Annotated in this window: 12 protein-coding genes; 6 read left to right on the top strand and 6 right to left on the bottom strand. The window is 73.7% G+C overall.

The genetic code is table 11. The features are described from left to right. Positions 1-119: 119 nt before the first annotated feature. Positions 120-635, bottom strand: coding sequence for a GNAT family N-acetyltransferase (locus AB0O29_RS31830; protein WP_365158626.1), 516 nt, complete (start codon positions 633-635; stop codon positions 120-122). 71 nt (positions 636-706) lie between these two features. Further along, entirely contained in the window at positions 707-1,282 is a 576-nt protein-coding gene (locus AB0O29_RS31825) for a TerD family protein (protein ID WP_365158623.1), read from the bottom strand. Between the two features lie 197 nt (positions 1,283-1,479). On the opposite strand from AB0O29_RS31825, the gene arfB reads away from it, so the two are divergent. Further along, positions 1,480-1,905 carry an alternative ribosome rescue aminoacyl-tRNA hydrolase ArfB gene (arfB, locus tag AB0O29_RS31820; RefSeq protein WP_365158620.1) on the top strand — a complete coding sequence of 142 codons (426 nt, stop codon included), beginning with the start codon at positions 1,480-1,482 and terminating at the stop codon, positions 1,903-1,905. Positions 1,906-1,971: 66 nt separating this feature from the next. Here the strand turns inward: arfB and AB0O29_RS31815 are convergent, their stop codons facing one another. After that, positions 1,972-2,553 (bottom strand): flavin reductase family protein, encoded by a 582-nt coding sequence (locus tag AB0O29_RS31815; protein WP_365158617.1) that lies wholly within the window; start codon positions 2,551-2,553, stop codon positions 1,972-1,974. A 303-nt stretch (positions 2,554-2,856) separates the two neighbouring features. Between AB0O29_RS31815 and cdgB the strand changes: the two genes are divergently transcribed. Then, on the top strand, positions 2,857-4,566 hold the full coding sequence (gene cdgB / locus AB0O29_RS31810) for a diguanylate cyclase CdgB (protein WP_365158614.1): 1,710 nt from the start codon (positions 2,857-2,859) through the stop codon (positions 4,564-4,566). 68 nt (positions 4,567-4,634) lie between these two features. Further along, entirely contained in the window at positions 4,635-5,669 is a 1,035-nt protein-coding gene (locus AB0O29_RS31805) for a CBM35 domain-containing protein (protein ID WP_365158611.1), read from the top strand. A 7-nt stretch (positions 5,670-5,676) separates the two neighbouring features. Here the strand turns inward: AB0O29_RS31805 and AB0O29_RS31800 are convergent, their stop codons facing one another. The 3 genes from AB0O29_RS31800 to AB0O29_RS31790 form a co-directional block, all read right to left on the bottom strand. Further along, positions 5,677-6,603, bottom strand: coding sequence for a 1-phosphofructokinase family hexose kinase (locus AB0O29_RS31800; RefSeq protein WP_365158608.1), 927 nt, complete (start codon positions 6,601-6,603; stop codon positions 5,677-5,679). A gap of 104 nt (positions 6,604-6,707) precedes the next feature. Beyond that, positions 6,708-7,859: an N-acetylglucosamine-6-phosphate deacetylase gene (gene nagA / locus AB0O29_RS31795; protein ID WP_365158605.1), complete on the bottom strand. Its 1,152-nt coding sequence runs from the start codon at positions 7,857-7,859 to the stop codon at positions 6,708-6,710. Beyond that, positions 7,859-8,791: an ROK family protein gene (locus AB0O29_RS31790; RefSeq protein ID WP_365158632.1), complete on the bottom strand. Its 933-nt coding sequence runs from the start codon at positions 8,789-8,791 to the stop codon at positions 7,859-7,861. The genes nagA and AB0O29_RS31790 overlap by 1 nt, the downstream gene beginning before the upstream one ends. 210 nt (positions 8,792-9,001) lie before the next feature. Between AB0O29_RS31790 and AB0O29_RS31785 the strand changes: the two genes are divergently transcribed. From AB0O29_RS31785 to otsB, 3 genes are all read left to right on the top strand, one after another. Then, on the top strand, positions 9,002-10,306 hold the full coding sequence (locus tag AB0O29_RS31785; RefSeq protein WP_365158602.1) for an extracellular solute-binding protein: 1,305 nt from the start codon (positions 9,002-9,004) through the stop codon (positions 10,304-10,306). A gap of 202 nt (positions 10,307-10,508) precedes the next feature. After that, entirely contained in the window at positions 10,509-10,748 is a 240-nt protein-coding gene (locus AB0O29_RS31780) for a DUF3263 domain-containing protein (protein WP_365158629.1), read from the top strand. 89 nt (positions 10,749-10,837) lie between these two features. After that, positions 10,838-11,692 carry a trehalose-phosphatase gene (gene otsB, locus AB0O29_RS31775; RefSeq protein ID WP_365158599.1) on the top strand — a complete coding sequence of 285 codons (855 nt, stop codon included), beginning with the start codon at positions 10,838-10,840 and terminating at the stop codon, positions 11,690-11,692. Positions 11,693-11,856: the final 164 nt, after the last annotated feature.

Here is an 11,856-nt window from a genome sequence, read left to right as displayed (position 1 = left end):
CGTCAAACTCCCGTCTGCCCCGCGGCGCCTGGTGCGGGCTTTCGCCCGGCACGCCGAGAGCACGCACCAGACGCCGCGGGGCCGCCCTTCGGGCGACGACGGGAGTTTGACGACAGGCCCTAGAGGGGTTTGCGCAGGACCTGGCAGGGGCGGGCCCGTTCGCGGTCCGCCGCGTGGCGCAGGAGGGTGTAGCCCTGGGCGTGCCAGAAGGCGAGGGCGGGGGTGTTGCCCTCCAGGACGGCCAGCCGGAGGCCGGTGCGGCCCGCGTCGCGGAAGCGGTCCTCGACGAGGCGGGTGAGGGTGCGGCCGTGGCCCTCGCGGTGGGCGGTGGCGTCGATGAGGAGCAGGCCGATCCACGGGTCCGGGTCGTCCGAGGCGGGGTCCGGGTGGTGGGCGAGGGTGGCGGCGAGGCCGACGAGGCGGCCCGCGGAGCGGGCGAGGAGCACTTCGGCGCCGTCCAGGGCGAGTTCGTCGGCGAGGGCGGCCGCGACCTGTTCGACGGTGATGCGGGCCGGGTCGGGGAAGTCGCCGCTGAGTTCGAAGAACGCGCGGTTCGTCGCGTAGAGGGCGGCGATTTCGGTGAGGACCGGGCCGGGGAGGGCGCCGTCCACGGGGACGAGGTGCTGGAGGATCACCCGTCGAACGGTAGCGGGGCCGGGCGGGGCCCTTCCCGGGGACGGTCGGGAAGGGACCTGCCGTGGCGGTCTCAGACGTTGACGCCGAAGTCCTGGGCGATGCCGGTGAGGCCGGAGGCGTAGCCCTGGCCGACGGCGCGGAACTTCCACTCGGTGCCGTTGCGGTAGAGCTCGCCGAAGACCATGGCGGTCTCGGTGGCGGCGTCCTCGGAGAGGTCGTAGCGGGCGATCTCGGCGCCGCCGGCCTGGTTGACGACGCGGATGTACGCGTTGCGGACCTGGCCGAAGTTCTGGCTGCGGGAGACGGCGTCGTAGATCGAGACCGGGAAGACGATCTTGTCGACGCTGGGGGCCAGGCCGGCCAGGTTGACCTTGATGGACTCGTCGTCGCCGGAGCCCTCGCCGGTGCGGTTGTCACCGGTGTGGACGATGGTCTGGTCCGGGGTGGACTTGTTGTTGAAGAAGACGAAGTGGCCCTCGGAGACGACCTTGCCCGTCGCGTCGACCGCGATGGCGGAGGCGTCGAGGTCGAAGTCGACACCGGTCGTCGTGCGGACGTCCCAGCCGAGGCCGACCGTGACGGCGCTGAGGCCCGGGGCCTCCTTCGAGAGCGAGATGTTGCCGCCCTTGGACAGGCTTACTGCCATGTGACTGGGTCCTTCCTCGTCGTTCCGGGTGCGTGGCCCCGACTGTGGGGCCAAGCTACCGCTGCCCTTCATAACGCGTGGAGGGGGCGCGGAGGTTCCAGCGGGGTTTCGCGGGGGTGCGCAAGCGGTGCGGAAGCGGTGCGGCGGGGCGGTAAATGGGGGTGACGGGGGCGGGGCGGGGGCGGATCATAGGGGGCATGCCTGGTCCCTATGTCATCCGCGGTGCGGTCGTGCTCCCCGAGGCGGAGCTCGCCTGGCGGTTCTCGCGTTCCTCGGGGCCGGGCGGGCAGCACGTCAACACCTCGGACTCGCGGGTGGAGCTGCTGTTCGACGTCGCGGCGACGGAGGCGCTGCCGCCGGTGTGGAAGGAGCGGGCCCTGGAGCGGCTCGCCGCGCGGCTGGTGGGCGGGGTGCTGACGGTACGGGCCTCCGAGCACCGGTCGCAGTACCGCAACCGGGAGATGGCGCTGGTCCGGATGGCGGCGGTGCTGGCGGAGGCGACGGCGGCCCCGCCGAAGGCCCGGCGGGCGACGAAGATCCCGCGCGGGATCAACGAGCGGCGGCTGCGGGAGAAGAAGGCCCGGTCGGAGACGAAGCGGGGGCGCAGCTCCCGCGACTGGTAGCCCCGGGCCCGCCGGGGCGCCCGCTCCCGGCGCCGGCCCGGCCCCGACGCCGCCCCGCCCCGCGGCCTACGGCAGCAGGTGGCGGTAGCGGCCGCGGAAGTACGTCAGGGGCGGGGAGTCCGGTGACGGGAACGCGGTCGCCAGGACCTCGCCGATGACGAGCGTGTGGTCGCCCGCCGGGACCCGGGAGCGGGTGCGGCACTCCAGGGAGGCCAGGGCCCCCGACAGCAGCGGCGCCCCCGAGACGGCGCCCCGCTCGTGGGGGAGGTCGGCGAAGAGGAGCCGGTCGCTGATCCGGCCCTTCATCGAGAACCGGCTCGCCACCTGGAGCTGGCTCTCCGCGAGCAGGGACACCGCCCACAGCGGCTGCTCCGCGAGCAGGTCGTCCATCCGGGAGCCCTCGCGGACGCTCACCAGGACCAGGGGCGGGTCGAGGGACACCGACATGAACGCGGTGGCGGTCATGCCCACGTCCTCGCCGCGCGGCCCGTCGGCGGTCAGGGGCGGCTCGTGGGCGGTGATCAGGCACACGCCCGCCGCCAGCCGGGACATGGCGGCGCGGAACTCGTCGTTGCTCACCCCCTCAGGATGGGGGGAGAGGGGGCCGGCGGGGGTGTAGGTCTGGGGTGCGGGGGTCGTCTTCGGCACGTACCGCACGCTAGTCCGGTCGCCGCGCCGCGCACATCGGGCGCTGGTCCGAGCCGCGTCCCCGCCGCACGGCCTAGGTCCCGGCGTATCGTTTGCGCGTGGGAAGGCGGCAGACGGCTCCCCGGCCCCAACGCGCCTACGCCGCAGCACTATTCATCTCATGTGACTTGAGTCACAGAGGGCAAGATTTGTTGACCCTGTGTACCTGCCGCACAGCTCACTGTGATTCAGTGGACGGGACACCGCAACGAAACGCCGATGACAAACCTGGAGTTGCTGTCGAGGTCTCGGGGAGAGCGAGCAATGGAGACCGAGTCGGAGCCGTACGTCCGTCTTGCGACCCTGCGGCAGCTGCACCAGGTGGTGGCCGAGCTCAACACGGCCCGGAGCCTGGCGGACACTCTGCAGACCGTCGTGGACGGCATCGTGCGCGGCCTCGGCTACGAACTCGCCTGCGTCAACCTCGTACGCCCTGACGGCGATCTCGTCGTCGCCGCCTTCGCCGGGGACCCCGCCGCCGAGGCCCTGATCACCGGCCGCGTCGGCTCCCGCGCCGCCTGGGAACGCCGCCTGACCATGGGCGAGGACTGGGACGGCCTGCGCTTCATCCCGCACACCGAGGGCTGGGTCCTGCTGGAGGACGACGTCCCCCAGTGGCATACGGAAGGCCCCGATCCGCGCTTCGAGGACGAGTGGCACCCCGAGGACCGGCTCTACGCCCCCATGTATGCGACGGGCGGGGAACTTCTGGGTGTCATCTCCGTGGACAGGCCGCGCAACGGCCGCCGTCCGGGCGCCTGGGGCCGCGAGGCGCTGCAGATGTACGCCTTCCAGGCCGCCATTGCGATCAGCAACGCGCGCCTGCGCGCGAACATGCAGCGGGCCCTGGTGCGGCTGGAGCGCGAGCAGCAGGCGCTGCGGGCCAGCGAGGAGTCGTTCCGGCAGGCCTTCGAGTACGCCCCCAGCGGCATGGCCATCGCCGAGATGGGCGGCGACCAGCACGGCCGCCTGCTGCGCACCAACGACGCCCTGTGCCGGCTCCTGGGGCGGCCCGCCTCCGTCCTGCGCCGCTACTCCTTCTCCGACCTCGTCCACCCCGAGGACATCGGGACGCTGCTGCGCACCTCCGCCGAGGGCGGCCGGGCCGAGCTGCGGCTGGGGCGGCGCGACGGCACGTACGTGTGGGTCTCGCTGCGCAACTCCGTCGTCGCCGACGCCGCCGACGGGCCCCGCTTCCTGCTCACGCACGTCGAGGACATCGAGGAGCGCAAACGGCACGAGCTCCAGCTCGCGCACCGGGCCAGCCACGACTCCCTCACCGGCCTGCCCAACAGCGCCGAGCTGCGCGCCCGGCTCGGCGCCCGGCTGTGCCGGCGGCCCCAGTCGGTGCGGGCCGGCGCCGTGGAGGCGCTGGACGCGGCCTTCGAGGGCCGGCCGGAGGGCGGCGTCGGGGCGGGCGGCGAGCACGGCTACGACGCCGGGTACCCCGCGGCCGCCGCGGGCCAGGGCGGAGCCGACGGCTTCGAGTTCCCCGGCGGCTTCCCCGGGCAGCCCGAGGGCCCGTACGACCACCACGTCCACACGGTGGCGCCCGCCTCGGACGTCGACGACGGCACCAAGGGGCTCGCGGTGCTCTTCTGCGACCTCGACGGGTTCAAATCGATCAACGACCGGTTCGGGCACCACACGGGCGACGCCGTCCTGATCGAGGTGGCCCGGCGGCTGACCACCTGCGTCCGCGACGGCGACACCGTCGCCCGGCTCGGCGGTGACGAGTTCGTCGTCCTCGCCGACGGCCTCGGCGCCGCGGACGCCGCCGACCTCGCCGTCCGGCTGCGCAACGCGATCATCCCGCCGATCCGCGTCGACGGGCGGGCCGTGCGCGTCGGCGCGAGTTTCGGCATCGGCTGGGCCAGCTGCGGGATGTCGGCCGACGAGGTGCTGCGCTCCGCCGACCAGCGGATGTACATCGAGAAGAGGTCCCGCTCCAAGGCGCACCGCCGGGCCGGGTGATCGGATCGGCCACCCGTGGGCGCACCTGTTCGGGGTAGGCTCCCGTGGGTCGAAAGGAGTGACCTGCGATGACGACGCCCGCGAACAACGGCCCGCACGGTGGGGCGAACCAGCCCGAGGACGACGATCCGTTCGGCTACCTCTACGCGGACGGCCAGGCCGCCGGAGCCACCCCGCCCGGTCAGGGCGGCGGATACGGCTACCCCGGCCCGGCGGCCGGAGGCCAGCCCGGTGCGCAGCCCGGCGTCCCCCGCACCTCGTACAACCAGGTGCGCACGGTCGGCGAGCGGACGTACGGCGGCCAGCGCGGCGCCGTCCCCCAGCAGCAGCCCCCGCAGGCCTACCAGGCCCAGTACCAGGCCCCCGAGGCCCTCCAGGCCAACGGCTACGGGGTCCCGCAGCAGCCGTCCCCGGCCCCGCAGTCCCAGACCCAGCAGATGGGCCCGGCGGGCGGCCGCGGCCGCGCCGGCGCGGGCGGCTCCAGCCGCAAGGGCCTGCTCATCGCGGCGGTGGCCGTGGTGGCGGCGGTCGCGATCGGCATCGGCGCGGCGGTGGCCTTCGGCAAGAAGGACGAGGACAAGGGCGGCAAGAACCAGGCCGCCTCCCAGTCGCAGAAGCCGGCCGCTCCGAAGGGCGACCAGCCCTCGGACGACGCGAGCGCCTCGCCGCAGGCCTCGAAGACCCCGCTGCCCAAGGCCGAGGCCGCCAGCACCGGCATGGCCCTCACCGGCGGCGCGACCCTGCAGAACACCGTGCAGGGCGCCAAGAGCTCGGGCGGCCAGTACGTCGGCAACTTCAACCAGCCGGGTGCGGCGCTGACCTGGACGCTGGACGTGCCGACGGCCGGCCAGTACAAGCTGAAGATCAGCTACGCCGTGCCGGGCAAGGCCGCGAGCACCACGCTGACCGTCAACGGCGATCAGCAGACCCGCCCGATAAACATGAACAACTTCTCCAACGCCAAGCCGGGCGAATGGGACAAGTGGACGTACACCCACTCCAATGTGGACCTGAAGAAGGGTACGAACACCGTCAAGATCTCCTGCGAGACCGGCAACCAGTGCGAGATCATCATCGATCAGCTCTGGCTGGAGCCGCTGTAGCGGCTGCCTAGCCCGGCTGGCAGGCCGTGACCTTCACCGACCCCCGTACCTCCGCGTAGGTGCGGGGGTCGAAGTCTCCCGCCGTCGGGGCGTGCACCGTGGCCGTGGCCAGGGCCACCGCGCGGGTCAGCCGGTCCGGCCAGGGGAGGTCCTCGGCCAGGGCCGACAGGAGGCCCGCCACCGCCGAGTCGCCCGCGCCCGTCGGGTTGCCGCGCAGGGTGCGGGGCGGGGTGGCGTGCCAGGTGCCCTCCGGGGTGGCGGCCAGGAGGCCGTCGGCGCCCAGGGAGGCGACCACCGCGTGGGCGCCGCGGCGGCGGGCGTCGCGGGTGGCGGGCAGCGGGTCGCGCGAGCCCGTCAGCTCGGCGAGTTCCGCCGCGTTCGGCTTGATGATCTCCGGCCGGGCGGCGATCCCGCGGCGCAGCGCCTCGCCGCTGGTGTCGAGGAGGACGGGGGCCCCGGCCGCGCGGGCCGCCCGTACGAGCACCGCGTACGCCCCCACCGGCACCCCCGGCGGCAGGCTCCCGCACAGGGCCACCGCGCTGGCCCCGGCGGCGAGTTCGGTGTAGCGGGCGAGGAACGCCGCCCACTCGGCGGCCGAGATCTGCGGGCCCGGCTCGTTGAACTGGGTGGTGTCGCCGGTGCTTTCGTCGACGACCGCCAGCGTGCGCCGGGTGGTCCCGGCGCAGGGGACGAGGGCGTCCACCACCCCGGGGGAGCCGGCCAGCAGCTCCCGTACGAGCGCGCCCGCCGGGCCGCCGGCGAAGCCCGTCGCCGTCACCTCGTGGCCGAGCGCGGCGAGCACCCGGGCCACGTTCAGCCCCTTGCCGCCCGCCCGTTCGGTGACGGCGGTGGCCCGGTGGGAGGTGTGCGGCAGCAGTCGCGGCACCCGGTGGGTGACGTCGAGCGCGGTGTTGAGCGTCACGGTGAGGATCATGGCCAGCCCCGGTCTTGGTGTGTGCCGGGATCATGCCAAATGGCGGGCGGCCAGCCCAGTCCTCCGGGCCGGCCGCCTCGTGTCCGTACGCCGGAAAGGCCGGTTCAGCCCAGCGGGCTGACGATCCATTCGCCCCGCCGCATGACGCCCTTGACGTCGAACTCCGCGTCCAGGACCACCAGGTCGGCGTACTTGCCGGGCTCCAGCGAGCCCACCTCGTCGTAGACGCCGAGCAGCTTGGCCGGGTTGGCGGAGATCGCCTGCACCACGGACTCCACGGGCAGCCGGTCGACGGTCACCGACCGCTTGAAGGCGGTGTCCAGGGTGAGCGTGGAGCCGGCGATGGAGCCGCCCTCCACGAGCCGGGCGACACCGTCCCTGACCTCCACCTCCAGCGGGCCCAGGTGGTAGGTGCCGTCGCCGAAGCCGGCCGCGTCCATCGCGTCGGTGATCAGCGCGACGCGGTGGGCGCCCGCGTGGTGGAAGGCCAGCTCCAGCATCGCCGGGTGCAGGTGGGTGCCGTCGTTGATCAGCTCGACGGTGACCCGCTCGTCCTCCAGCAGCGCCGCGATCGGGCCGGGCGCGCGGTGCTCCAGGCCGGGCATCGCGTTGTACAGGTGCGTGGCGACGGTCGCGCCCGCGTCGATGGCCTGGCGCGTCTGGTCGTACGTGGAGTCCGTGTGGCCGATCGCCGCGATCACCCCGTGCTCGGCGAGCAGGCGTACGGAGTCCAGCCCGCCCGGCAGCTCGGTGGCGAGGGTGACCATGCGGGCGGCGCCGTGGGCGGCGTCGATCAGCTTGCGGACCTCGGCCGGGTCGGGGTCGCGCAGCAGGTCCTCCTTGTGCGCGCCCTTGCGGCAGGGGTTGATGAACGGGCCCTCGAAGTGCACGCCGGCGATCTCGCCCTGCTGGGTGAGCTCGGCGAGCAGCGCGGCGCGCCGGGCCAGCTCGTCGAGGTCCCCGGTGACGGTGGACGCGACGAGGGTGGTGGTGCCGTGCTCGCGGTGGGTCCGTACGCCCGCGAGGACCTCCTCGGCGGTGCCGGAGGTGAAGGAGTTCCCGCCGCCGCCGTGGTTGTGCATGTCGACGAAGCCGGGGACGATCCAGTGCCCGGACAGGTCGGCGAGCCCGGCGTCCTCGGGGGCGCTGCCCGCGATGCGGGAGCCCTCGACGATGACGCGGCCGCCCGCCACGATGCCGGTGGGCAGCACCACCCTGGCGCCCGAGAGAACGGTGCTGTGTGCGCGTCCGGACATCAGGCAGGTACCTCCGTGGCGAGTAGGTCCCAGGCGAGCAGCCCTGCGCCCAGGCATCCGGCGGTGTCCCCGAGGGCGGCCGGAACGATCTCGGGCAGCCGCTGGAACGTCACGCGTTCCCCGACGGCGGTCCGCAGTGGTGTGAACAAGGTTTCCCCCGCCTCGGCGAGCCCGCCACCGATGATCAGCGTGCTGGGGTCCAGCAGGGTGAGGGCGGTGACGAGTCCGTCGGCGAGCGCCCCGATGGCGGCCAGCCAGACCTCCTCGGCGCGGGCGTCGCCGGACTCGACGGCCTTGGCGCAGTCGGCGGCGTCGGCCTCGGGGTCGCCGGAGGCGGCCGCCCAGGCGCGCGAGACGGCCGAGGCGGAGGCCAGGGTCTCCAGGCAGCCGTACTGGCCGCAGCCGCAGGCGGGGCCGCCGGGGCGGACCACGATGTGGCCGATCTCGCCGGCGTAGCCGTGGGCGCCGGCCTCGATGCGGCCGGCGATGCCGATGGCGCCGGCGATGCCGGTGCCGAGGGGGACGAACAGGAAGCGGTCGGCGCCCTGGCCGGCGCCGATGCGGCCCTCGGCGAGTCCGCCCGTGCGGACGTCGTGGCCCAGGGCCACCGGGATGCCGCCGAGGCGCGCGCTGAGGAGCTCGCGCATCGGTACGTCGCGCCAGCCGAGGTTCGCCGCGTACACGGCGATGCCGCGCTCGGCGTCGACGATGCCCGGGACGGCGACGCCGGCGGCCGAGGCGGGCGCGCCGAAGCGGTCCCGGCCGAGGTCGAGGAGTTCGGCGGCGAAGTCCAGGATCGTCTCGACGACGGCTTCGGCGCCCCGCTCGCGGCCGGTGGCGCGGCGCGCCTCGTGCAGCAGGGTGCCGTCTCCGGCGATGAGGGCGGCCTTCATCCCGGTGCCGCCCACATCGAGGGCGATGACGTGTTTCACGGGTTTCACAGAGGACAGTCTCGCGTGCTTGAAGGGGAAAGGTCTAGTCCATTGAGCGCGATTGTTGAGCGGCCATACAAATTCGAAGGCCCGCACGGAGACGGTTTGGAAACAGTCCGCGCGTGATGCCGTTCCGGATGTGGAGGAGCCGCCAAAGTGGTGTAGACCTTACGTCGGATCGTACGTACAACGTGGGGTGGATCGAGAACTGTGAAGGGCCGTTACCTGAGGCTGGCCGCGTCCGGCGCCGCACTGTGGCTGACCGGCGTGACGCTCACGGGCTGTGGGACCGTGTCGAGCCTCGCCGGGGACAACGAGGTGACCCTCCGGGTCGTGGCGGCCGACTACGGCGACAATCCGCAGAACTCCTCCGCCGGCTACTGGAAGAACCTCGCCACCGCCTTCGAGAAGGACAACCCCGGCGTCAAGGTCGAGGTCAGCGTCTACTCCTGGTCGGAGGTCGACGCCAAGGTCGCCGCCATGGTCAAGGACGGCAAGGCCCCCGACATCGCCCAGATCGGCGCCTACGCCGACTACGCCGAGGCCGGCAAGCTCTACACCGCCGACGAGCTCCTGTCCGTGAAGACCGAGGCCGACTTCCTCGCCCCGCTCGCCGACGCCGGCAAGGTCCGCCGCGTCCAGTACGGCATGCCGTTCGTCGCCAGCACCCGGCTGCTCTTCTACAACACCAAGCTCCTCGGCGACGCCGGGATCATCCCCAAGGACGGCAGCGCCCCCTGGCAGCCCAAGAGCTGGGCGGACGTCGAGGCCGCCGCCAGGAAGCTCAAGGCCGCCAACGTCCCCACCCCCTTCGCGCTCCCGCTGGGCCGCGAGGAGGCCCAGGCCGAGACGATGATGTGGATGCTCGCCGGCGGCGGTGGCTACACCGACAACGAAGAGGCCTACTCGATCGACGCCCCCGAGAACGTCAAGACCTTCGAGTTCCTGCGCGACCGCATGGTCGGCCAGGGCCTCACCGGCCCCGTCGAACCCGGCAAGCTCGACCGCCAGGCCGCCTTCGACGCCTTCACCCGCGGCGAGGTCGGCATGCTCAACGGCCACCCCACGCTGCTGAAGCAGGCCGCCGGCAAGGGCGTCAAGTTCGGCATGGTGGCCATGCCCACCGTCGACGGCACCGACCACTCCACGATGGGCGTCGCCGACTGGGTCATGGCCTTCAAGAACGGCCACAAGAAGGAGGCCGGCAAGTTCCTCGACCAGCTGTACGCGGCGAAGAACGTGACCACCTTCACCAACCAGTACGACCTGCTCCCCGTCACCACCAGCGGCTACCGCGCCATGGAAGCCGCGACCGGCGGCCCCGCCACCCAGCTGCGCACCTTCCTCACCGCCCTCCCGAACGCCCGCCTGTACCCCGTCGGCAAGAAGTCCTGGGCCGGGGTCAGCGAGGACATCAAGCAGAACATCGGCAAGGCGGTCCAGCCGGGCGGCCAGCCGGCGAAGATCCTGGAACAGATCGCGGACTCGGCCCGCAAGGCGGACGGGGCGAAGTAGGCCACCCGGCCCCTCCAGCCCCGCCGGCGTTTGAGGCGCGGGGTCCGGGGCGGAGCCCCGGGGAACGGTGGAAGGGCGGGGAGGGGACCGCTTCGCGCAGCGGCGCCCCCCGGGTAGGCGACCCGGTGCTGTCGGTGGGCGGCGTTAGTGTGGCGGTATGACGGAAGACGGGCAGGCGGGTGAGGTGGAGGGGGTGGACGGGATGGACGGGACGTCCGCCCGGCTGAGCGCCGCCGAAACCGCCGTACTCGCGTACGAGGCCCGCAGCTGGCCCGGCCCCGGCGCCAAGGAGCGCGCGATACGCGAGGGGCTCGGGCTGAGCCCCGTCCGGTACTACCAGCTGCTCAACGCCCTCATGGACGACCCCCGGGCTCTCGCCCACGCCCCCGGCACCGTCAACCGCCTCCGCCGCATCCGAGAGGCCCAGCGGGCCCGGCGGTAGGCCCCCGCGCACCCCCGGAGGGGTCCGCGGGCTGGATCCCGGCTGGAGGGTCTGGGCGGGCTCCCCGCACCGCCGGTAGGGTCGTCCGCATGGGGAGCCATCCGCACGACCCGCCGATGCCCGTGCCCGTCACCGCCGCCGGACGCGAGGGCCTCGAAGCCCTCCTCCGCACACCCCGCAGAGCCGTCGTCGCGCTCGACTTCGACGGCACCCTCGCCGACATCGTCCCCGACCCCGACCAGGCCCGCGCCCACCCCGACACCGTCCCGGCGCTCGCCGCGCTCGCCCCCCGGGTGGAGGCCGTGGCCGTGGTCACCGGCCGCCCGGCCGGCGTCGCCGTCCGCTACGGCGGCTTCGCCGGGGTACCCGGACTGGAACACCTCGTCGTCCTCGGCCACTACGGGGCCGAACGCTGGGACGCCGTCACCGGCGTCGTCCACGCCCCCGCCGAACACCCCGGCGTGGCGGCCGTACGGGCCGAGCTGCCCGGCTTCCTCGACGCCATCGGGGCCTGGCGCGGCACCTGGATCGAGGAGAAGGGCCGCGCACTGGCCGTCCACACCCGCCGCGCGGAAGACCCCGAGGCGGCGTTCGGGGCCCTCCGAGAACCCCTCGCGGAGCTCGCCGCCCGCCACGGGCTGATCGTCGAGCCGGGGCGCGCCGTACTGGAACTGCGCCCGCCGGGGATGGACAAGGGCGTCGCCCTGACCGAGTTCCTCCAGGAGCGCGACGCGGGGCCGGTCCTGTACGCGGGCGACGACCTGGGCGACCTCGCGGCGTACTCGGCGGTCGAGAAGCGACGGGCGGACGGCCTTCCGGGCCTCCTGGTGTGCAGCGGCTCGGCGGAGGTCCCGGAACTGGCGGCCCGAGCCGACCTGGTCCTCCCGGGCCCGGCCGCGGTAGCGGCCTTCCTGGCCCGCCTGGCGGGAGCGGTGGGGGGCTGAGGCTCAGGTCCGACCCCGCCGGCGGTATTGGTCAGCGGGGCGGGGCCGGGGTCGGGGGTTTGCGGGGTCCGGGCGGGGCGGTCTCAGGGAGGGCTGGGGGGTTCCCGCCAGTCCCACTGTCCTTCCGGTCCGGGCCGGCCTGTCAAGGGCGCTCCTTCGTCGCG

It is taken from the genome of Streptomyces sp. NPDC089915 (genome assembly GCF_040684675.1).
In the GTDB taxonomy this organism is placed as follows: Bacteria; Actinomycetota; Actinomycetes; order Streptomycetales; family Streptomycetaceae; genus Streptomyces.
Note: the sequence above shows the minus strand (reverse complement) of the source record. Positions and strands in the feature narration are given on the sequence as shown.